Genomic DNA, 20,857 nt, shown 5'->3' on the forward strand with positions numbered 1-20,857 from the left:
CAACTGCCCCCTCGGGGGCAGTGTTCACCGGGCGCTACAGGCTGAAGTCACCTTCGGACACCAACTCGCTCAGTGGCTTGCGTGGGCTTGGCGCTTCACGGCTTTGCAGGTACTCGGGCAAAGTCGATTTGTCCCCCAGCTTGCCAACCGCCACGGCGGCATGCAGCGCATAGCCCTCCGGGATCTTCAGCTCTTTGCGGGTCAGTTCCTGATCGAAGCCGGCCATGCCGTGGGTGTGCCAACCGCTGAGGCTGGCCTGCAGCGCCAGGTGGCCCCAGGCGGAACCGGTGTCGAAGGTGTGCCACAGCGCCGGGGTTTCCTCCGTGGCGCCGGGGGCGGTGAAGTCGGTTTTCGAGGCGATGATCACCAGGGCCGACGCATGTTGCGCCCAGCCACGGTTGAATTCATTCAGCAAACCCAGGAAGCGCTCCCAGTCCGGCGTGTCGCGGCGCGCATAGAGAAAACGCCAGGGTTGCGAGTTGTAGGCGGAAGGGGCCCAGCGTGCGGCTTCGAAGAAGCTCAGCAGGGTTTCCTTGGAGATGCTCTCGCCGGTGAAGGCGCGAGGCGACCAGCGGTCGGTGAACTGGGTGTGGATCGGATAGTCGGCAACACGTGTCATGGAGCAGTTCCTGATCGTCAATTCGGCCCTCAAAGCTACTGCGCAGCCACTAGACTGACAAGTGTTGTAACACCGCCAGTCGTAAGCGCTTGGATCCCGCAGCCGTGGGCACTAGACTGGCGGCCTTTTCACCTACCGATACTGATGTAGAGCCATGGCCGCCAAAGTCGAACCTTTCTGGATACGCAAAACCCTCGAACACCTCGACCAGGAGGAGTGGGAGTCGTTGTGCGACGGCTGTGGCCTGTGCTGCCTGCAAAAGCTTGAAGATGAAGATGACAACAGCGTCTATTACACGCGTATCGCCTGCAAACTGCTCGATCTCAAGACCTGCCAGTGCACCGACTACCCCAACCGTCGTGCATCGGTGCCCGATTGCATCCAGCTCACCCCGGGCCAGGCCGACCAGTTCAAATGGCTGCCACCCACCTGCGGTTACCGCCTGGTCAGCGAGCGCAAGGACTTGCCGTTGTGGCACCACTTGGTGTGCGGCGACCGTGATGCCGTGCACCATGAACGCATTTCCCAGTCCGGGCGCATGCTCAGCGAAGGCAGCGTGCCCGAGGACGACTGGGAGGATTACCTGATTTTCCGCGCGGGCTGAAAGGGGAGTGTGTATGAGGGTGCGAACCAAGCTGGCGGCGAGCCTGGTGTTGTTGGTACTGAGTCAGCCTGGATGGTGCGCGAAGAAAGTCGACCTGGATTATCACGTCAAACTGCTGCCCCAGAGCGATCAGGCCGAGGTACGCCTGAGCCTGTCCCAGGGCTCGGCGGTGCGCAGCCTGAACTTCGACCTGGGTCGCGACGGCGACTACAGCGACTTCAAGGCCGACGGCCAGTGGAGCGTCAAGGAACACCGTGGCCTGTGGCAACCCAGCGCCGACAAGGCCAGCTTGACCTACCGCGTGCGCCTCACCCACGCGCGCAAGCCGGGTATCTATGAAGCGCGGATGACACCAAGCTGGGCGCTGTTTCGCGGCGATGACCTGGTGCCGACGGCGCGGCTCGACCAGCAGGACGGCGTCGAGTTGGTCTCGCGCCTGGTGTTTGAACTGCCGCCCGGCTGGAAAAGCGTCGAAACCGCCTGGCCCCGAATCGGCAAGAACAAGTTCCGCATCGACAATGTGTCGCGCCTGTTCGACCGGCCCACCGGCTGGATGCTTGCCGGCAACCTTGGCAGTCGTCGCGTACGCCTGGGCGAAACCGACGTCACCGTGGCTTCGCCCAAGGGCCAGGCCATGCGCCGTATGGATGTGCTGACGTTGCTGACCTTCGTCTGGCCGCAGGTGGAAACGGCGTTCCCGCGTCACCCGGCCAAGCTGCTGGTGGTCGGCGCCAGCGACCCGATGCGCCGTGGTGCGTTTTCGGCGCATGACTCGATCTACCTCAACAGCCGCACGCCGCTGGTCAGCGAAAACGGCGGCAGCCCGCTGATTCGTGAAGTGGTGCAGGCGGTAGGGCGTTTCAACGATCACGACACCAGTGATTGGATCAGCGAGGGCTTGGGCGAGTATTACGCCATCGAGCTGCTGCGCCGCGCCGGCGGCATCACCGATGAGCGTTACCAGGCGATACAGGCGCGCTTGGCGAAGGAAGGCAAGGATGTGACCAGCCTGCGTGGCGAGCACGTCAGCGGCGCGACAGTGTCACGGGCGGTGGTGCTGCTGCAGGAGCTGGATCGCGAGATCCGCGTGAAGACTCATAACAAGCGGTCGCTGGATGACCTGACGCAAGCGGTGATGCGGGCCAGCCGCATCACCACGGCGGAGTTTGTGCAGTTGGCTGAAAGCATCATCGGCGAGTCGTCGGTGGTGCTGGACAGTAAGCTGCTACGTTAGACGCTGGTTTTGGTGGCCTTCTCGGCCGCCACTTCGGCCTTGGTCTTCAAGTTCTTCAACTCTGCGCCGGCGCGCTCGATCTTCGTACGCACGCTGTTCATTTCCTGGCGGCCCTGCTCCAGCTTGTCTTTGAGCGAACTGTGCCCGGTGAAACCACGGGCCAGCGCCACGCCGCCAATCGCCACCTGGATCAGGCCGAAAATCCCGCCCCGGCGCATAATGCTGTTCACTTAAGCGGAGCAGCCTTACGGTCCACTGGGTACCGGGTTTTGGAAATCTTCACCGTCCTTGGCCTTCCTGGCCTTGGGCGGTGATCCAGAAACATTCCTCCTACTCCTCCCCTCAGCTCGCTTAGCCTCCTTCCTGTTGCTGATACCGGGTTCGCTGCTGCCATCACGATCAACTGTACCGCTATGTACTGGCAGGCTGGCTTGAACCGTATATCTGAAGGTGCGCGGCCGAATGCTACAGCGGCCTGGCTGGCCTCCCGACGAATAATGTTGTAAGCCAGCAAAAGCCCCCAGACCTCCTGATAAATCAGCTCGACCTTCTTACTGCGCAGCGTTACCGCGTTCTGTTGCATCGAGCTTTTGATATCCCTGAAGCCCAGCTCAATTTCCCACCGCTCCAGGTACAGCTCAGCTACAGCTGCTGTGTCATAGCCCTCGACAGGCAGAGAGGTAAGCAGCGACCTCACTTTCCCATGGCTTTCATAGCTAACTTCACGCACTTCCCAACTCAAGGGCAGCTCAGGATTTCGTTTGCGTGCCTGAGGAGAAACTTTCATCCGCACAAGACGATCATGCTCGCCGTAGCGCTCCACTTCCTCCATGACCAAATTCTTGCGAGCAGGTGTCAGCCAGTGTCGGTTCGCACCGCCGCCAACCACGCTTAGCAGTAGATCCGCGCCCCAGAAGCCTTTGTCGAACAAGGTGATTGAATTGTCTGGAATTTGCCCCAGAAACGTTTCGGCCAACCGCATTTCACTGCCCCGAAAAGGGCTGAGCTGCGCATCGAGGATGACATGCGAGCGGACATTCATCAGCGCAACGAGCCGCAGCATCGGAAACGGAGTCTGACGGTCGGTGCCGGTATTGCCGGAGCCAAAATGCTCTCTGAGCTCGGGTGAATCAGGGGTTCGCAGCAATGCACCGTCCACCGCGAAGACTTGTAGACCGTTCCAGTCATCTGCCTCATAGCGCTCGTTGCCCCAATGCTTACCGGTCTGACGGAACAGCGATTCGACGGGGTCAGCGCCTAGCCGTTTGCGAGCTTCAGTTACTCCGCTTCGAGCCAGCAACTGATCAGAAGCCAAGCCTTGCGCGCAGATATTCAAACGCCTGGCGACCTCGTGGACGGGCTCATCACGAAACAAAGCCATGCCCAGAACCAGCCAAAGAACTTGGTCACTCGGCAAGCGGCGCCGCCGTATGGTGGCTTGCACCGAGAGGTTCAGCGCACTCGCTACCCACTCGATTGGGATGTTCTGAGTGAAGGTGCTCAGGTCAGAAAAGTTGAAGAGATCGCCGAGGTCGAGCAACTGCTGCTGAATGGGCATAAAAAAATCCGATGCCAGGAGTCTGACATCGGATTCTCTATAAAGCCCGGCCGGGACTCAAATGCTTAAGTGAACAGCATTACGCCCCGGCGCAGGCCTTTGCCCACCATCATCACACCACCGGCCACCGAGCCGATGCGCTCCCAACCGTGCACGTTCTGCCTTGGCTGAGTCTCGAAGGGGGTGTGTTCGATGATAGGTCGCAAGGTTTTGCTGTCGCTCATGATCTGTCTCCAACAAGGGCTATTGATAATTAGCTGACTGCCCGCAGACGCCGGATGTTCCCGAAATATCAGTACTTGGGGCCTGAACGGGTGTTGTTGCCCTTGGCCAGGCGGTCGTAAAGGACCACGTTGACCGTGGCGGCGAGGTTCATGCAACCGGTGGTCGGGATGTAGACCACGTCTTCGCACCAGTCGCGGATCTCTTTATCCAGCGAGCCGTCTTCGGGGCCGAAAATGTACAGCGCACGGTCGGGGTGGGTGTACTCAGGCAGCGGGCGGGCGCCTTCCACCAGCTCCACGGCGACGGGGATGCAACCCAGGGGCAGGATCTTTTTCAGGTCATCGATGCCGATCAGCGGAATGTCGTGATGGACCTTCTTGGTGTCGGTGATGAAGTCCCGGGCGCGCTCGTAGCGCACGCCGGTGTAGAACACCGAGGCCACGCCGTAGCAACCGGCGGCGCGCATGACCGAGCCGACGTTTTCGGGGGATTTGGGGTTGTACAGACCGATGCAGCTGTAGCGTTTATTGCCCACGGGGAAGGGTGCCTTGGAGAAAAACGGCGATTATACGGCCTTGGGGGGATGTGTTGCTTGGACGATCGCCATCGGGGGCACGCCCCCTCCCACACTAGGCCTGCGTACGCCGGTCAGAATGTGAGAGGGGGCTTGCCCCCGATGAGGCCGGTGCTAACAACAATGGACTATCAGTCGTCTTTCTTCATCAACCCCGCCAACGCCGCAAACGGGTTATGCGTGGCCTTGGCAATCGTCGGGCTGCTGGTGGAGCCTTCGCCGAAGTACTGCTGGTCGGTGTAGCGCGAGTGTTCGTTGTCGTGGCAGTACAGGCACAGCAATTCCCAGTTGGAACCGTCCTGGGGATTGTCATCATGATTGTGGTTGCGGTGGTGTACCGTCAGTTCGCTCAGGCGCTTGCCCGAGAACTCACGGGCGCAGCGGCCGCACACGTGGGGGTACATCTTCAACGCTTTGTCGCGGTAGCCCATTTCCCGATCGCGCTGGGCATCGGCAAGGATGCGGTCCAGCTTGGCGGTGTGGGAGGGCGGGTTGGTCGAGCTCATCATGGCTCCTGGCTATTTGGTGGCTCACGGATAGGGTTGATTCTAGCCGCTCGCGACGTAAATAACCGCTTCACTTTGCTCATAAGGATCTGAAACTCATGCGTCTGCATTCATGGACTGTTGCACTGTTGTTGTGTGGGGCAGTTGCCCACGCCCAAGCGTTCTCCACGCCAAAACCCGGACAAGTGATCGAGGTGGCCCTCGAACAACTGCACCCGACCCAGGCCGTGGTGGGCTTCGACCAGATTTACTACAGCCTGGGGCTGTTTGCGGACAAACCCGCCAAGGTCTTCGATGAATACTGCGAGACCAACGGCCAGGGCGAAGCCGACAAGGTGCCCAAGGGCGCGGACTTGCAGCAGCCGTCGAGTTTTACCTGCCAGGACCCGGTCGGCACCCATCCCGACGACATGAAAACCGTGGTAGTCGGCCCCGGCGGCCAGTTGTACCTGACCGATGGTCACCATAGCTTCACCACCTTGTGGGAAGTCCCTGGTGGCGGCCCTCGCTTGAACATGTGGGTCAAGGTCACGGATGACTTCAGCAACAGCCCGGACATGAAGAGCTTCTGGCTGTGCATGCAAGCGGCGCGCAAGGTCTGGCTCAAGGACAACCAGGGCCAGACCCTGCCGCCCGAGCAGTTGCCGGCACATCTGGGTTTCAAGAACCTGCAGGACGACACGTTCCGCAGCCTGGTGTATTTCACCCGCAAGGCCGCGTATGGCAAGCCTGAGGCTGGCGAGATCGCACCGGAGTTCCTGGAGTTCTACTGGGGCAATTGGTTGCGCACTCAAATTGACTTGGGCAAGTACAACCTGAACAAGAAGGGCGGCTACAAGGACGCCATCGAAGCCGTCGCCAAGCGCATGGTCAACCTGGCGCCCGGCTCACAGGTCGGTGACAGCGGTTTTACCGCCCATCAACTGGGCGGCATGACCAGGCTCGACCGTAACGAACTGGAAAAGACCTTCGACAAAAAAGTGCCCTACGTGATCGATTACCGCAATTCCCTGCGCTAGCCGATCACACCTTCTGTGCAATCCAGATGGTGTGCCGCGTGCCCTTGTTGCCATGGGCAAACACCTGGACTTCCTCGGCCTTGAAACCGGCCTTGCGCAGTTTGTCGCTGAACAGCTTGTCGGCACTGGCCGACCACACGGCCAGCACGCCCTTGGGGCGCAGGGCCTTGGCGCAGGCGGCCAGGCCACCGGCGGAGTAAAGCCAGCTGTTGGCCTTTTGCGTAAGGCCTTCGGGGCCGTTGTCCACGTCCAGCATGATCGCGTCAAAACCCTGGGGTTCGGCCTGCAGCACCTTGGCGACATCCTCCAGGCGGATCACCGTGCGCGGGTCCAGCAGCGGCCGGCCGGATTTTTCTCCCAGCGGCCCACGGTTCCATTCCACGACTCCCGGCACCAGTTCTGCCACGACCACCTCGGCGGTCTTGCCCAGGTGTTTGAGCGCCGAAGCCAGGGTGAACCCCATGCCCAGGCCACCGATCAGCACCCGCGAATCCGGACGCCCGGCAACTTTGCGGCAGGGAATTTCCGCCAGCGCATCTTCGGAACCGTGCATGCGCGTGTTCATCAATTGGCCGCCGTCACCGCCCTGGATCTTGATGACAAAATCTTCACCGTATTCGAAGAGGCACAAGGCACCGCCGTTGTCGGGGATCGGGGTGGTGTCGAGCAGAACGAAACGTTTCATGGAAATCTCATTGGGAAGGGCATTCTTGCGCGGTTGGGAGTAGCCTTGTGACATTCCGGTCAGGCCATGGAGCCATCGATGAAGTGCAGCATTCTAACGGTCATTGTGTTGAGCGCGCTCGCCTGTGGTGCGACGCAGGCTCAGGAGTTGCAAACCGTACCGGTCGCGCCCGCCCCGACGCCAGGCGCGCCGGGCACCCCGACGCCGACGTTGTACCCGCAAGTCACCCCGCCTGCCGTGCCCAAGACCAACGGTTCGCCACCACTGGTGCCTATCGTGCTGCCCACGCCGCCGAAGGACCAGACGGTGCCCGGCCTGTTGCAGAACGACAGCAAGCCGAAGTCGCCGGGCGGTTAGAACTGCTGGGACAGTAACTGCCCGTCGGCCATGCGCAGGCGCTTGGACAAGGCGATGGCTATCGCGCGGATGATCTTGGCGGCGATCCTGGGCGCTTCGTTGAGCATCTTTTCCAGGGAATCCCGGCCCAGGTTCAGCAGTACGCAGTCACTGGCCGCCACGCAACTGGCGGAACGCCGCTCGCCGTCAAGTACCGCCATTTCACCAAAGGCCCGGCCGCTGCGCAGGGTAGCGATGGTCAGGCGCTGGCCGTCATGATTGGTTTTCTGCACCGCCACCTGGCCACTGTGGATGATGCACATGAAGGTGCCGGCGTCCCCTTCGAGGAAGATCGCTTCGTCACGGGCAATGCTGCTGATGTTGAAGTAGCCGGCAGCGACGTAAAAGTCTTCCGGCAACAGCGGGTCGAACAGGCCGCAATCCATGAGCATGTCGCGGATTTCGGTATTCATTAATGTCGGTAGTGCCATGGCTGCAATCTTGATCCATCAATCAGTAGGCGGTCCTGTGGTCAGACAGGACCGCCCGGCTAAGTTCCTTAAACCAGCCCCAGCGCCTTGAACACAAATCCATATTCGAGCGCTACGTCACGTAATCCCTGGTAACGACCGCTCATGCCACCGTGGCCGGCGCCCAGTTCGGTCTTGAGCAGCAGCAGGTTGTCGTCGGTCTTGGTGTCGCGCAACTTGGCGACCCATTTGGCGGCCTCCCAGTATTGCACGCGGCTGTCGTTGTAGCCGGCGATCACCAGCAGGTGCGGGTAGGCCTGGGCGCTGACGTTTTCGTAAGGCGCGTAGGCCTTGATGCGCTCATATACTTCGGGCTCTTGCGGATTGCCCCACTCGTCGTACTCGGTGATGGTCAGCGGCAGCTCGGGGTCGAGCATGGTGTTGAGCACGTCGACGAACGGCACTTCGGCAATCGCCGCCTGGAACAGCGCCGGGCGCTGGTTGAGCACGGCGCCGATCAACAGGCCGCCGGCGCTGCCGCCGCTGATCACCAGTTGCCTGGACGTTGTCAGGCCCTCGGCGATCAAGTGTTCGGCACAGGCGATAAAGTCGCTGAAGGTGTTTTGCTTGTGTTCCTGCTTGCCGTTGCGATACCAGGCCTCGCCCAGCTCGCCACCACCGCGCACGTGGGCGATGGCAAACGCTACGCCCCGGTCCAGCAGGCTCAGGCGGGCGTGGGAGAACCAAGGGTCGAGGCTCGAACCGTAGGCGCCGTAGCCGTACAGGTACAGCGGTGTGGGCTTGCCGAGCTGGTCGCGCTTGACCACCAGGCTGATCGGCACCCGGGTGCCGTCCGCGGAGGTGGCCCACAGGCGCTGGCTCACGTAGTCGTCGGCGTTGAACACGCCCAGTACCGGGGTTTCCTTGAGCACCTGTTGTGCACCGTTGGCCAGTTCCAACTGGCGGACCTGGGCCGGGCGGTTCAGGGCTTCGTAGCGCAGGCGGATTTTGTCGCTGACAAACTCCAGGCTGTTCTGTACGTAGAGGCTATAGGCTGCGTCGGGCAATTCCACGCGATACACCGGCAAACCTTCCGGGTGCACCTCGATCACCGGCAGGCCGCCGATGCGCAGGCTCAGGGTCATGGCGCTGGTGTTGAGACTGACGCCGTCGAGCATCACGTCATCACGATGAGGGATCAGGTTCTGCCATTCGCCTTCGGTCGGCACGTCGCCAATGTCGGTGGCCACGAACAGCGCGTAGTTGATGCCATCCCGGTTGCTGCGGATAAACCAGGTCCACGCGCCATTCAGCTGACCGTGATCGACATCGTACTCATGGTCCTCGACCCGTGGTGCCAGGCAGGTGAACGCCAGGTGCGGTTGGTCGGCGTCCAGCGCCCAGACTTCGCTGGTGGTCTTGCTGCCCAGCGACAGCAGCAACTGGCGTTCGGAGCTGGAGCGGTAGCAATGCAGGAAGAAACGCCCGTCGGGCTCGTGGAACACTTCCTGCGCCGCCGTGCCATCCAGGCGATAGCGATAGAGTTTGTGCGGGCGGTGCGTGTCGTCCAGTTCGCCGAAGAACAGCGTCAGGCTGTCATTGGCCCAGGTCATGCTGCCGTCGCAGTCTTCAAACTCCAGCTCGCTGACCTTGCCGGTGGCCAGTTCCTTCACGTACAGGGTGTAGATCTCTTCGCCACTGGTATCGAGGCTGTAGGCCAGGCGCTGGTGGTCGGGGCTGATGCTGAACGCGCCGAGGGAGAAGAAACCGCCATTGGCCAGTACGTTCGGGTCCAGCAACAGCTCTTCGCTGCTGTCATCCACCTGGTTGCTGTCATCCGCCGGGCGGCGGCAGCGGTAGTGGCGGGCGTACTCGTCACCGGCGGTGGTGCGGGTGTAATACAAGTACGGCCCCCACGGCGAGGGCAGGGACAGGTCGGTTTCGAGGATGCGGCCCTTGATCTCTTCGAACAGGCTGTCGCGCAGCGCCTTCTGGTCGGCGAGTTGCGCTTCCTGCCAGGCATTCTCGGCCTTGAGGTAATCGAGCACCTCGGCGCTGTCACGCTCTTGCAGCCAGGCGTACGGATCGGGGCCTTGGGCCTTGCGGGCAATCGGAGCAGTCGATACAGGCATAGGATTGATCTCTATCTGGCAGACGGTGGCAGGCATTGCAGCCGCGACACGCAAAAGCCGTTATCATAGCCGCCTGTTTGCCAACCTTGCCATGGACACCATGACCGAGAACGACTATCTGACCGCTTGGGGCCTCTACGCCTTCGCCGCTTTGGGCTGCCTGTTGGTGTGGTGGCGCATGACCCGCTGGATCTGGCGCTGGTTGCGCGAGCCGCTGCAATTGCTGATGGCGGTGCTGCTGTTGAGCCCGACCATCGTCGACCCGGTCAAGACCCAGTTCGCGCCGGCGGTGGCCATCACCGCCCTCGATCTGGTGCTCAAGGTCGGCAATAACGCCTGGCGGGCCATCTCCGATCTGTTCATGTACACCATGATCGCCTTTGGCGTGTACCTGGTGTTCGTGTTGATCCGCTGGCCCATCGAGCGTGCCGCCAAGGCCCGTCGCGAGCGCAAGGCCGCCGCCGATGCGGCCCTGGCCGCCGAGCCGGATCAAGATGAAGACGACGTGCCCTTCCGCCGTCCTGCACCCGTGAGCGGTATGCGCGTCGAACCGCGCCTTTAACGTCGTCCGCCCTGCAGCGAGAGCCCTGGCATGTGTGAATTATTGGGCATGAGTGCCAACGTCCCCACCGACATCGTGTTCAGCTTTACCGGGCTGATGCAGCGCGGTGGGCGCACCGGCCCCCACCGTGACGGTTGGGGCATCGCGTTCTACGAAGGCCGTGGCCTGCGTCTGTTCCAGGACCCGGCCGCCAGCAGTGAGTCGGAAGTCGCGCTGCTGGTGCAGCGTTATCCCATCAAAAGCGAAGTGGTCATCGGCCATATCCGCCAGGCCAATGTCGGCAAGGTCAGCCTGGCCAATACCCACCCGTTCGTGCGCGAACTGTGGGGCCGCAACTGGTGCTTCGCCCATAACGGCCAGTTGGCGGACTTCAATCCCCGCGCCACGTTCTACCGCCCGGTGGGCGACACCGACAGTGAAGCGGCCTTCTGCGACCTGCTCAACCGCGTGCGTGAAGCCTTCCCCGAGCCGGTGGACATCGAAAAAGTGCTGCCGGACCTCATCGCCGCCTGTGCCGAATACCGCAGCAAGGGCGTGTTCAACTGCCTGCTCAGCGATGGCGACTGGCTGTTCTGCTACTGTTCGACCAAATTGGCACAGATCACCCGGCGTGCACCGTTCGGCCCGGCGCGCCTGAAAGATGTCGACGTGATCGTCGACTTTCAGGCCGAAACCACACCTAACGATGTGGTGACGGTGATTGCCACCGAACCTTTGACCGACAACGAAAACTGGACCCGCTATGAACCGGGCCAATGGAGCCTGTGGCGACGCGGTGAATGCGTCAGCCAGGGCATTACCGAGTAAGGATATCGCCCATGTTGCTCAGTTATCTGCGGTTGGTGCTGTTTGCGATTGGTCTGCTGATCGGCGTGCAAGTCCCGGGGTTTATCAACGACTATGCCAAGCGCGTCGAAGCGCACCTGATCGAGGCCCAGACCGGCCTCAGCGGGTTTGAAAACACCGCACGCCAGTTCTTCAACGGCGATTTGAAAGCGTTGGTGGCGCATTACCGCGCCAGTGATGACCCGGTGTTCCAGAGCGATGCCAACAGCCTGGGCGCCATGCTTGACCGCCAGGTGGCGTTGGACAAGCAATTCCAGGCCATGCAAGGCCCGTGGTACATCCGCGCCCTGCAGGTGGCGGTGGCGGCCGACCCGGATATCCGCCTGGAAACCTGGAACGGCTACAGCTACCAGATCCTGCTGACGCCCGAGGCCATGGGCTGGGGGCTGGGCGGGGCGATGCTGCTGTCGTTTGGCCTGGAATGCCTGTTCCGTCTGATCGACTGGGTGGTGCTGGGCGGCAAGCGCCTGCGCCAGAGCCGGCCGATCGAAGAGCGCGACCTCAAGGGCCTCTGAGACAAAATGTGGGGGGGGGCTTGCCCCCTCCCACAGTTTTAATCCTGTGTCTTCAGTGAGGTTGTGTGCTCAGTAGCATCCGCTCTACGCCAACCTCTTCGGCATACCGTGCCACCACCTTCTGGCACAGCCCCACAATCTCTTCCACCAACTCCACCCCCACGCGCCACGACACCACCACCTGCAAGTTCGGCAGCTTCTGCGCCATCGGCAACATCACCAACTCCCCACGCGCCAGTTCCTCGCTGACCAGCACCGGCGGCAGTGCGCCGATGCCGAAGCCATCGCGCAGCAGGCGGGTGATGGCCGACACCGAGTTCACACAGTTCATGCGTGGCGCGGCCACGCCGTTGGCTTGCATCAGGCTGATCACGTCCTGGTGCGGGTGGGAGTTTTTCGAGTAGGTGATGATGCGCTCCTGGGCCAGTTCGGCGAGGGAAGCGTAGTCGCGGTTGTAGATCGACTGGCTGGCGACGATCCAGGCCATGGGGTGGCTGGCCAGTTCCAGGCTGCGCACGGTTTCCAGGCGCAGCAGGTCGGTTTGCAGAATCAGGTCGAGGAAGCCTTTTTGCAACTGATCGCTGAGGTTCAGTGCAGTATCGGCGACCAATTCGATTTCCACGAGGGGGAAGTGGTCCATCAATTCCGCCACCAAGGGGCTGAGCCAAGTATGGATCACCGTGTCCATCGCACCGATGCGGATGCGCCCGACCTTGCTGCTGGTGGTCTCCAGGGACTGCTTCAGGCCCTGCATGGTCAACATCATCTGCTCGGCGTAATCCAGCACCTTCAAGCCTTCCGGGGTCAGGCTCACGCCCCGTGAGTCACGCAGAAACAACTTCACCCCCAACTCGCTTTCCAGCACCGCGATGCGGCTGGAGATCGAGGCCTGGGTAGTGAACAGCTTCTCGGCGGTCAGGCGAAAACTCTTGAGCTTGGCCACCCAGACGAAGGTTTCGAGGAACTTCAAATTCATGGGATCAACTTTTTCTTATGCATGGATCGGTTTTTATTAGTTGGACGCCGCACCGGGCCAGCGCCAAAAATCGAGCCATTCCACCATAAGCGCCGTTGGGGTATCAGGACAAGTTGCGAGTTCTGCGTAAAAAATCCCACACTACAAGAAAACAACGCCTACAGGAGCGACAGTCCGTGAGCCGTCTTTTACTCAATTGCGACATCGGCGAAAGCTTTGGCAACTGGACCATGGGTCTGGACGCCGAGGTCATGCCGTTCATCGATTGCGCCAACGTGGCCTGCGGTTTCCATGCCGGTGACCCGAGCATCATGCGCAAGACCGTCAGCCTGGCGCTCAAGCATGGCGTGCAAATCGGTGCACACCCGGCGTACCAGGACCTGCAAGGCTTTGGCCGTCGCTCCATGGCTTATACCCCGCAGGAAATCCAGGACCTGTTGCACTACCAGATCGGTGCGCTCGATGGTCTCTGCCGTGCCCAGGGCGGGCGGGTCAGCTACGTCAAGCCCCATGGCGCGATGTACAACGACATGATGGCCAACCCCGTGCAATTGCGCGCAGTGATCCAGGCCGTGGCGGCGTACGGCGAACTGCCGCTGATGCTGCTCGCCACCCGTGACAACAGCGCGGCCCAGGCCTTGGGCGCCGAATACGGTGTCACCCTGTGGTTCGAAGCCTTCGCCGACCGCGCCTATGACAACAAAGGGCACCTGGTGTCGCGGCAGTTGCCGGGCGCCGTGCACCATGATTCCGACACCATCGTGCAGCAAGCCCTGACCCTTGCCCGTGGTGAGGCGCTGATTGCCAGCGACGGCAGCCCGCTGCTCCTGCAAGCCAATACCTTGTGCGTGCACGGCGACAATGCAAGCTCGGTCGCGGCGGTACAGCGTATCCGCGAGGCATTGAAGCCAGCATGAAGCCACGGATTGAAGTGGTCGCCATCGACTGCCTGATGGTGCGCCTGTTTGATGCTATCGCCGAAACCAACATGCCGTGGATGCTCGCCGCTACCCAGCGCCTGCGCAGTGGCTTCGGCGCGGCGTTGGTGGACCTGGTGCCGTCCTATACCACTTTGATGGTGCACTACGACCTCGGCGCCGTGAACCCGGCCCAGGCGCGGGCACTGATCGAGCAGGCCCTTGCCGGCCTGCAACCGCAAGCCCAGGGCGGCGGCCAGTGCCATGTGCTGCCGGTGTGGTACGACTTGAGCGTCGGCCCGGAATTGACCTTGCTCAGCCAGCGCAGCGGTTTGGCTATCGACGAAGTGATCCGCCGCCACAGTGCCCACGAGTACCAGGTGTTTGCCCTCGGTTTCGCGCCCGGCTTCGCCTTTATGGGGCTGGTGGATGAAGTTCTTGCCACGCCGCGTCTGAATACCCCACGCAAACGCGTGGCGGCCGGTAGCGTCGGCATCGCCGAACGACAAACCGCCGCCTACCCGGTGGTGTCGCCGGGCGGCTGGAACCTGATCGGCCGCACGCCGGCCAGGCTCTTCGACCGCGGGCGCGACGGCTACAGCCTGATGCAGCCCGGCGACACGGTGCGCTTCGAAGCGGTCGAGCGTGCTGAATTCATCAAGTTGGGTGGCGATGACACGCCGTTGGAGGCGCTGGCATGAGTCGCTTACTGATCGAGGCCAGCACGCCGTTGTGCCTGTTGCAGGACGCTGGTCGCTTTGGCGTACGCCACCTGGGCGTGACCCAGGGCGGGGCGCTGGACTGGGTGTCGATGTCCTGGGCGAACTGGCTGCTGGGCAATGCACTGGACGCGCCGGTGGTGGAAATCACCCTGGGCGGTTTCACCGTGCAGGCCGAGGATTATTGCCTGCTGGCCCTGGCCGGTGCAGACCTGGGCGCGTACATCGATGAACGCGCCATCAGCCCGGGCCGCAGTTTTATCCTGCAAAAGGGCCAGCGTTTGCGCTTCACCCAGCCGTTCAGCGGTGCGCGAGCCTATCTTGCGGCACCGGGCGGCTTTGATGCGCCGGCTGTGCTTGGCAGTTGCGCCACGGTTGTGCGTGAAGAGTTGGGCGGGGTGGACGGTTTCGGCAAGGCGTTGGCCGAAGGAGGGCGCTTGGTCTACTCCGGTACAGGTGGTGCAATGAAGGTGCTGAGTGCACCGGATTTGCAACCCGGTAAACCGTTGGATGTGATCGTTGGCGCACAGATTGGCCAATTCAGCGGCCAGAGCCTATTCGACGCCTTCAACACCGCATGGGCCCTCGACAGCCGCGCCGACCGCATGGGTATGCGCCTGCTGGGCGCGCCGTTGCAATACCAGGGACCGTCGCTGATTTCCGAAGGCATTCCGCTGGGCGCGATCCAGGTTCCGCCGGATGGGCAGCCGATCGTGTTGCTCAATGATCGACAGACCATCGGTGGCTATCCGCGCCTGGGTGCATTGACGCCGTTGTCGCTGGCGCGGCTGGCGCAATGCTTGCCGGGGGAGACGGTGCGGTTGGCGCCGGTGGTACAACAGACAGCCCACCAGCAGCACATCGACTTTCTGAAGCGGTTCACCACGACCTGAAAAACACTGAGGTCAAAATGTGGGAGGGGGCAAGCCCCCTCCCACATTGGATCTCCTACAGTATTAGGGGAGGCGTTTATTTGGAGAGGAAGCGCATCCCTTCTTCAAGCCCGCGCAAGGTCAGCGGATACATCTGATCTTCCACCAACTCCCGCACAATCCCCGTTGACGCCGTATACCCCCAAGTGTCCTTGGGATACGGGTTGATCCAGATCAGCTTCTTGTACTTGGCCATGAAGCGCTGCATCCACACATACCCAGGCTCCTCGTTCCAATGCTCGACGCTGCCGCCGGCCTGGGTGATCTCATACGGTGCCATCGAGGCATCGCCGATAAAGATCACTTTGTAATCCGCGCCGTATTTGTGCAGCAGGTCCTGGGTCGAGGTGCGTTCCGAGGTGCGGCGCTGGTTGTTCTTCCACACTGATTCGTACACGAAGTTGTGGAAGTAGAAGTACTCCAGGTGCTTGAACTCGGTCTTGCACGCAGAGAACAGTTCTTCGCAGATCTTCACATGGGCGTCCATCGAACCGCCGATATCGAACAGCAACAGCAGCTTGATGGTGTTGCGCCGCTCCGGGCGCATCTGGATATTCAGCAAGCCGGCGTCGCGGGCGGTGTGGTCGATGGTGCCGTCGATATCCAGCTCTTCCGCCGCGCCCTGGCGCGCAAATTTGCGCAGGCGGCGCAGGGCGACCTTGATGTTGCGCGTGCCCAGTTCCACTTGGTCATCGAGGTTCTTGTACTCGCGCTGGTCCCACACCTTGACGGCCTTGCCCTGGCGCTTGCCGGCATCGCCGACGCGAATGCCTTCGGGGTTATAGCCGCCGGAACCAAACGGGCTGGTGCCACCGGTGCCGATCCACTTGTTGCCGCCGGCATGGCGCTCTTTCTGTTCTTCCAGGCGCTTCTTGAATTCCTCGATGAGCTTGTCGAGGCCGCCGAGGGACTGGATCTGCGCACGTTCCTCATCGGTCAGCGAGCGTTCGAACTCCTTGCGCAGCCACTCTTCGGGGATCAACGCCTGCAGGTGGTCGTCGAGCTTTTCCAGGCCGTTGAAATAGGCACCGAAGGCCCGGTCGAACTTGTCGAAATGCCGTTCATCCTTGACCAGGATCGCCCGGGCCAGGTAGTAGAACTCGTCCATGTCGGCAAAGGTCACGCGCTGCTTCAGCGCATTGATAAGGTCAAGCAGCTCGCGCACCGACACCGGCACCTTGGCCGCGCGCATCTCGTTGAACAGGTTGAGCAACATCAGCGATTACCGCGACGGCTCATGAACGCCAGACGTTCCAGCAACTGCACGTCTTGCTCGTTCTTCACCAACGCACCGGCCAGCGGCGGGATGGCCTTGGTCGGGTCGCGCTCGCGCAGCACCGCTTCGCCGATGTTGTCGGCCATCAGCAGCTTGAGCCAGTCGACCAGTTCGGAGGTGGAGGGCTTTTTCTTCAGGCCGGGTACTTTGCGCACGTCGAAGAACACGTCGAGCGCTTCGCTGACCAGGTCTTTCTTGATGTCCGGGTAGTGCACATCCACGATCTTCTGCAGGGTGGTGCGGTCGGGGAAAGCGATGTAGTGGAAGAAGCAGCGGCGCAGGAACGCGTCCGGCAGTTCTTTTTCGTTGTTGGAGGTAATGATGATGATCGGGCGTTTCTTGGCCTTGATGGTCTCGTCGATTTCGTAGACGTAGAACTCCATCTTGTCGAGTTCTTGCAGCAAGTCGTTGGGGAACTCGATGTCGGCCTTGTCGATTTCGTCGATCAGCAGGATCACCCGCTCTTCGGATTCGAAGGCCTCCCAGAGCTTGCCCTTCTTCAGGTAGTTGCGCACGTCGTGCACCTTGTCCACGCCCAGTTGCGAGTCGCGCAGACGGCTTACCGCGTCGTACTCGTACAGGCCCTGATGGGCCTTGGTGGTGGACTTGATGTGCCAGGTAATCAGCCTGGCACCGAAGGACTCGGCCAGTTGCTCGGCGAGCATGGTCTTGCCGGTGCCCGGTTCGCCCTTGACCAGCAGCGGCCGTTCCAGGGTGATGGCGGCGTTGACGGCCAGTTTCAGGTCATCGGTAGCCACATAGGCCTGGGTGCCTTCGAACTTCATCGGTGCTTCCTCGCATTCATCAATGCCGGGACTATACCGCGCAGCCCCGGCGACTGTGAACGCAGGTGGAATATTCAGTCTCTGAATGACCGGTCACATTCAATCCGCCGAAGGTTTGGGCTGTTCATACCGCGCATTGAACGCCTGGATAAACCCATTGCGCAAAATCGCCAAAAACGCCGAGAACGCGCTGACATTCTGCTGGTGCACGCTGCCACTGAGTTCGACACGGGTGGCAAACTGGTTTTTGTGCTGGTTTTTCAGCACGGTTTCGCTGGCGCCGACCACGGCTTCCCAGATCGAGCGGAAGATGTTCTTGTCTTTGTTTTCCACGTCCTGCTGCCAGTCGAACACTTCGACATCGCGCAGCAGCGGCTTGATATAGCCGGTCAACTGGCCGTTATCCGCCTGGGCTTCGATCACCACATCACCGGTGCCGGCCTTGAAGTCGAACTTGCCATAGGCCGAGGCGAAGTCATTCATGCGCTTGAGCTGCAGGTCCTTGGCGCGGAAGCGGAATTCGAAGTTTTCAAAGTTGCTCAGCGGGTCGAAAGTGGCGCTGGCTTCCAGCGGCGCCTGGCCCTGGAGCAGGGCCTTGCCGTCGAAGCGGGCATCGCGCTTGCCCTTGACGTCGACCACGTTGGTCAGGTTATAGAAGCTGGCGTTGACCGACGTTGCATTGAGATTGACCGGTGGTTTGGAGCTGAAGTTGTGGAAGGCAATCTTGCCCTCTTCGATGCGCACTTCATCGAGGGTGATGGGCGCCAGCTTGCTCAACTGCTCGCGCCAGTCAGTGCCTTTACCGGTCTGGGAGGCCTGCTTGTTGGCGCCGCCGTCGACGAAGTTCACCTCAGGGTTGATGAACAGCACCTTGGCCACTACCGCATGGTCGTACCACAACGAGTGCCAGCTCACTGCCAGGTCGATCAGCGGCGCCTTGACGAACGGTACTGGCACCTTGCCGTCGACCTTGATGATCTCCAAACCGTTGATCTTGTAGGCGCCACGCCACAGGGCCAGGTCGACGTCGGTGACGTGGCCGCGATAGTCGCCCATGTCAGCGAGCTTGTCATTCAGGTAATTGCGCACCAGATAGGGCAGGGCAATGCTCAAGGCGACCAGTACCACCAGTACTCCGGCAACGGTCCATAGTGGCCAGCTGTAGCGACGTTTCATGGGAGGGATCCTCTGTCCGTATAGGGGATGGACTCTTGCGATGGGCGCAACGTTCCTCCGACTGGACGCTTTGCAGCACGAGGCATACCCTTGTTGCCTTCCTGAATACCGCCAATAGGACCCGTCATGAGCCGCATCTTTGCAGACAACGCGCACTCCATCGGTAATACGCCCCTGGTGCAGATCAACCGGATCGCACCGCGTGGCGTGACCATCCTGGCCAAGATCGAAGGACGTAACCCGGGCTACTCGGTGAAGTGCCGCATTGGCGCCAACATGATCTGGGACGCCGAAAGCAGCGGCAAACTCAAGCCGGGCATGACCATCGTCGAACCCACCTCCGGCAACACCGGCATCGGCCTGGCATTTGTCGCCGCTGCCCGTGGCTACAAGTTGCTGCTGACCATGCCGGCATCCATGAGCATCGAGCGTCGCAAGGTGCTCAAGGCCCTCGGCGCTGAATTGGTGCTGACCGAGCCGGCCAAGGGCATGAAGGGCGCAATCGAAAAGGCCGGCGAAATCGTCGCCAGCGATCCGGGCACCTACTTTATGCCGGCTCAGTTCGAAAACCCGGCGAATCCGGCGATCCACGAGAAAACCACCGGTCCGGAAATCTGGAATGACACCGATGGCGCCGTGGACGTGCTGGTGGCGGGCGTGGGCACCGGTGGCACCATCACCGGGGTGTCGCGCTATATCAAGAACATCGCGGGCAAGCCGATCCTGTCGGTGGCGGTCGAGCCGATGGTCTCCCCGGTGATCACCCAGGCCCTGGCCGGTGAAGAGATCAAGCCCAGCCCGCACAAGATACAGGGCATCGGCGCCGGGTTTGTGCCGAAGAACCTTGACCTGTCGATGGTTGACCGTGTGGAGCTGGTGACCGACGACGAATCCAAGGCCATGGCCCTGCGCCTGATGCAGGAGGAGGGGATTCTGTGCGGTATCTCCTGCGGCGCGGCGATGGCCGTGGCCGTGCGCCTGGCCGAGAAGCCGGAAATGCAGGGCAAGACCATCGTGGTGATCCTGCCGGACTCCGGTGAGCGTTACCTGTCGAGCATGCTGTTCAGCGATTTGTTTACCGATCAGGAAAACCAGGCTTGATGTATGTCAGCGCCAATACCTTAGGCCTTCTGCATACTGGCCCAACTGTTTATCATGGCCGGCTGCTACGTCTGCTGTTGGCCAGGCGCTTATTTCCAGGAGTTGCTGCATGACCTTTTCTTTGGCCGCCAAGCTGTCGGTGCTGGCGTTGTTTATCGGCAGCACGCTGTATGTGCACCTGCGCGGCAAGGCGCGTTTGCCGATGTTGCGCCAGTTCGTCAACCATTCGGCGCTGTTCGCCCCGTATAACGCCTTGATGTACCTGTTCTCGGCCGTGCCGTCCAAGCCGTACCTGGATCGCAGCAAGTTCCCGGAACTGGACGTGCTCAAGGACAACTGGGAAGTGATTCGCGAAGAGGCCATGCACCTGTTCGACGAGGGCTACATCCGCGCCGCCGAAAAGAACAACGACGCCGGTTTTGGCTCGTTTTTCAAGAAGGGCTGGAAGCGTTTCTACCTCAAGTGGTACGACAAACCGCTGCCATCGGCCGAGGCGCTGTGCCCCAGAACCGTGGCCTTGGTGAGCAGCATTCCCAATGTGAAAGGCGCGATGTTCGCGCTGTTGCCGGGCGGCAGCCACCTCAACCCGCACCGCGACCCGTTTGCCGGTTCCCTGCGTTACCACCTGGGCCTTTCCACGCCGAACTCCGACGACTGCCGCATCTTCGTCGACGGCCAGGTCTATGCCTGGCGCGACGGTGAAGACGTGATGTTCGACGAAACCTACGTGCACTGGGTCAAGAACGAAACCGAACAGACCCGCGTGATCCTGTTCTGCGACATCGAGCGACCGCTGAGTAACCGCCTGATGACCCGGGTCAATCGCTGGGTCAGCAAGCAGTTGGGCCGCGCGACTGCGCCGCAGAACCTGGATGACGAGCGCGTGGGTGGGATCAACCAGGCGTATGCCTGGAGCAAGACCTTCAGCGACAAGTTCAGCGGCGTGGTCAAGCAGTGGAAGCGCAAGCATCCGAAGGCTTACCGCATTGCGCGGCCGGTGTTGGCTGTAGTCGTGCTGGTGCTGCTGTGGAAGTGGTTGTTCGGCTGATTTGAAACGTTAACGCGGTCAAAATGTGGGAGGGGCGGTGCG

Annotated in this window: 23 protein-coding genes and 2 pseudogenes; 12 read left to right on the forward strand and 13 right to left on the reverse strand. The window is 61.3% G+C overall.

Annotated features, from left to right (window positions below):
• Positions 1-34 precede the first annotated feature (34 nt).
• Entirely contained in the window at positions 35-619 is a 585-nt protein-coding gene (locus tag K5K89_RS08495) for a nitroreductase family protein (protein WP_071488980.1), read from the reverse strand.
• A gap of 154 nt (positions 620-773) precedes the next feature.
• On the opposite strand from K5K89_RS08495, the gene K5K89_RS08500 reads away from it, so the two are divergent.
• Both K5K89_RS08500 and K5K89_RS08505 read left to right on the forward strand, forming a co-directional pair.
• Positions 774-1,223: a YcgN family cysteine cluster protein gene (locus K5K89_RS08500; RefSeq protein ID WP_003172524.1), complete on the forward strand. Its 450-nt coding sequence runs from the start codon at positions 774-776 to the stop codon at positions 1,221-1,223.
• Between the two features lie 13 nt (positions 1,224-1,236).
• Positions 1,237-2,457 carry a hypothetical protein gene (locus K5K89_RS08505; RefSeq protein WP_222541203.1) on the forward strand — a complete coding sequence of 407 codons (1,221 nt, stop codon included), beginning with the start codon at positions 1,237-1,239 and terminating at the stop codon, positions 2,455-2,457.
• On the opposite strand, the pseudogene K5K89_RS08510 reads toward K5K89_RS08505, so the two are convergent.
• The 5 genes and pseudogenes from K5K89_RS08510 to K5K89_RS08530 all read right to left on the reverse strand — a co-directional run.
• Positions 2,454-2,675, reverse strand: a pseudogene (locus K5K89_RS08510) (DUF2892 domain-containing protein); the annotation flags it as partial. The gene K5K89_RS08505 and the pseudogene K5K89_RS08510 overlap by 4 nt on opposite strands.
• 8 nt (positions 2,676-2,683) lie before the next feature.
• Positions 2,684-4,015 carry an IS4 family transposase gene (locus K5K89_RS08515; RefSeq protein WP_371914400.1) on the reverse strand — a complete coding sequence of 444 codons (1,332 nt, stop codon included), beginning with the start codon at positions 4,013-4,015 and terminating at the stop codon, positions 2,684-2,686.
• An 83-nt stretch (positions 4,016-4,098) separates the two neighbouring features.
• A pseudogene (locus K5K89_RS08520) lies at positions 4,099-4,239 on the reverse strand (DUF2892 domain-containing protein); the annotation flags it as partial.
• A gap of 68 nt (positions 4,240-4,307) precedes the next feature.
• Positions 4,308-4,775, reverse strand: coding sequence for an RNA methyltransferase (locus K5K89_RS08525; RefSeq protein ID WP_003189607.1), 468 nt, complete (start codon positions 4,773-4,775; stop codon positions 4,308-4,310).
• A 170-nt stretch (positions 4,776-4,945) separates the two neighbouring features.
• On the reverse strand, positions 4,946-5,320 hold the full coding sequence (locus K5K89_RS08530) for a YajD family HNH nuclease (protein ID WP_025858458.1): 375 nt from the start codon (positions 5,318-5,320) through the stop codon (positions 4,946-4,948).
• A gap of 98 nt (positions 5,321-5,418) precedes the next feature.
• On the opposite strand from K5K89_RS08530, the gene K5K89_RS08535 reads away from it, so the two are divergent.
• Positions 5,419-6,339 carry a ParB/Srx family N-terminal domain-containing protein gene (locus K5K89_RS08535; RefSeq protein ID WP_222541204.1) on the forward strand — a complete coding sequence of 307 codons (921 nt, stop codon included), beginning with the start codon at positions 5,419-5,421 and terminating at the stop codon, positions 6,337-6,339.
• Positions 6,340-6,343: 4 nt separating this feature from the next.
• Here the strand turns inward: K5K89_RS08535 and K5K89_RS08540 are convergent, their stop codons facing one another.
• Complete coding sequence (locus K5K89_RS08540; RefSeq protein ID WP_071488984.1) at positions 6,344-7,024, reverse strand: spermidine synthase; 681 nt, start codon at positions 7,022-7,024, stop codon at positions 6,344-6,346.
• Between the two features lie 78 nt (positions 7,025-7,102).
• Here K5K89_RS08540 and K5K89_RS08545 point away from each other — a divergent pair, with 78 nt between their 5' ends.
• The gene (locus K5K89_RS08545) at positions 7,103-7,381 is read left to right on the forward strand and encodes a hypothetical protein (protein WP_071488985.1); all 279 of its coding nucleotides are present in this window, start codon (positions 7,103-7,105) and stop codon (positions 7,379-7,381) included.
• Here the strand turns inward: K5K89_RS08545 and K5K89_RS08550 are convergent.
• Both K5K89_RS08550 and K5K89_RS08555 read right to left on the reverse strand, forming a co-directional pair.
• Positions 7,378-7,851, reverse strand: a complete 474-nt coding sequence (locus tag K5K89_RS08550; protein ID WP_071488986.1) for a cyclic nucleotide-binding domain-containing protein — start codon at positions 7,849-7,851, stop codon at positions 7,378-7,380. The two genes, K5K89_RS08545 and K5K89_RS08550, sit on opposite strands and share 4 nt — an antisense overlap.
• Before the next feature lie 68 nt (positions 7,852-7,919).
• Entirely contained in the window at positions 7,920-9,962 is a 2,043-nt protein-coding gene (locus tag K5K89_RS08555; protein WP_071488987.1) for a S9 family peptidase, read from the reverse strand.
• Between the two features lie 25 nt (positions 9,963-9,987).
• Between K5K89_RS08555 and K5K89_RS08560 the strand changes: the two genes are divergently transcribed.
• The 3 genes from K5K89_RS08560 to K5K89_RS08570 are packed head-to-tail and all read left to right on the forward strand — an operon-like array spanning position 9,988 to position 11,885.
• Entirely contained in the window at positions 9,988-10,524 is a 537-nt protein-coding gene (locus K5K89_RS08560) for a hypothetical protein (protein ID WP_058425328.1), read from the forward strand.
• A 30-nt stretch (positions 10,525-10,554) separates the two neighbouring features.
• Positions 10,555-11,331: a class II glutamine amidotransferase gene (locus tag K5K89_RS08565; protein WP_071488988.1), complete on the forward strand. Its 777-nt coding sequence runs from the start codon at positions 10,555-10,557 to the stop codon at positions 11,329-11,331.
• Positions 11,332-11,342: 11 nt separating this feature from the next.
• A complete protein-coding gene (locus K5K89_RS08570) occupies positions 11,343-11,885 on the forward strand; it encodes a DUF2937 family protein (RefSeq protein ID WP_071488989.1) in 543 nt (180 codons plus the stop codon).
• A 52-nt stretch (positions 11,886-11,937) separates the two neighbouring features.
• Here the strand turns inward: K5K89_RS08570 and K5K89_RS08575 are convergent, their stop codons facing one another.
• Entirely contained in the window at positions 11,938-12,861 is a 924-nt protein-coding gene (locus tag K5K89_RS08575) for a LysR family transcriptional regulator (protein WP_071488990.1), read from the reverse strand.
• Between the two features lie 176 nt (positions 12,862-13,037).
• On the opposite strand from K5K89_RS08575, the gene K5K89_RS08580 reads away from it, so the two are divergent.
• Genes K5K89_RS08580 through K5K89_RS08590 form a run of 3 tightly spaced genes read left to right on the forward strand, consistent with a single transcriptional unit; the run spans position 13,038 to position 15,390 of the window.
• Positions 13,038-13,778, forward strand: coding sequence for a 5-oxoprolinase subunit PxpA (locus K5K89_RS08580; protein WP_222541205.1), 741 nt, complete (start codon positions 13,038-13,040; stop codon positions 13,776-13,778).
• The gene (locus K5K89_RS08585) at positions 13,775-14,479 is read left to right on the forward strand and encodes a 5-oxoprolinase subunit B family protein (protein ID WP_222541206.1); all 705 of its coding nucleotides are present in this window, start codon (positions 13,775-13,777) and stop codon (positions 14,477-14,479) included. The genes K5K89_RS08580 and K5K89_RS08585 overlap by 4 nt, the downstream gene beginning before the upstream one ends.
• On the forward strand, positions 14,476-15,390 hold the full coding sequence (locus K5K89_RS08590; protein ID WP_222541207.1) for a biotin-dependent carboxyltransferase family protein: 915 nt from the start codon (positions 14,476-14,478) through the stop codon (positions 15,388-15,390). Before K5K89_RS08585 ends, K5K89_RS08590 begins: the two co-directional genes overlap by 4 nt.
• A 76-nt stretch (positions 15,391-15,466) precedes the next feature.
• On the opposite strand, the gene K5K89_RS08595 is transcribed toward K5K89_RS08590, so the two are convergent.
• The 3 genes from K5K89_RS08595 to K5K89_RS08605 form a co-directional block, all read right to left on the reverse strand.
• A complete protein-coding gene (locus K5K89_RS08595) occupies positions 15,467-16,645 on the reverse strand; it encodes a vWA domain-containing protein (protein ID WP_071488994.1) in 1,179 nt (392 codons plus the stop codon).
• A complete protein-coding gene (locus tag K5K89_RS08600) occupies positions 16,645-17,490 on the reverse strand; it encodes an AAA family ATPase (protein WP_003189627.1) in 846 nt (281 codons plus the stop codon). The genes K5K89_RS08595 and K5K89_RS08600 overlap by 1 nt, the downstream gene beginning before the upstream one ends.
• Before the next feature lie 99 nt (positions 17,491-17,589).
• The gene (locus K5K89_RS08605; protein WP_071488995.1) at positions 17,590-18,666 is read right to left on the reverse strand and encodes a DUF748 domain-containing protein; all 1,077 of its coding nucleotides are present in this window, start codon (positions 18,664-18,666) and stop codon (positions 17,590-17,592) included.
• Between the two features lie 126 nt (positions 18,667-18,792).
• Here K5K89_RS08605 and cysK point away from each other — a divergent pair, with 126 nt between their 5' ends.
• The gene (gene cysK / locus K5K89_RS08610; RefSeq protein WP_222541208.1) at positions 18,793-19,767 is read left to right on the forward strand and encodes a cysteine synthase A; all 975 of its coding nucleotides are present in this window, start codon (positions 18,793-18,795) and stop codon (positions 19,765-19,767) included.
• A gap of 109 nt (positions 19,768-19,876) precedes the next feature.
• Entirely contained in the window at positions 19,877-20,815 is a 939-nt protein-coding gene (locus tag K5K89_RS08615) for an aspartyl/asparaginyl beta-hydroxylase domain-containing protein (RefSeq protein WP_071488997.1), read from the forward strand.
• Positions 20,816-20,857: the final 42 nt, after the last annotated feature.

The sequence above is a fragment of the Pseudomonas sp. DR208 genome, from assembly GCF_019823005.1.
Taxonomy (GTDB): Bacteria; Pseudomonadota; Gammaproteobacteria; order Pseudomonadales; family Pseudomonadaceae; genus Aquipseudomonas; species Aquipseudomonas extremorientalis.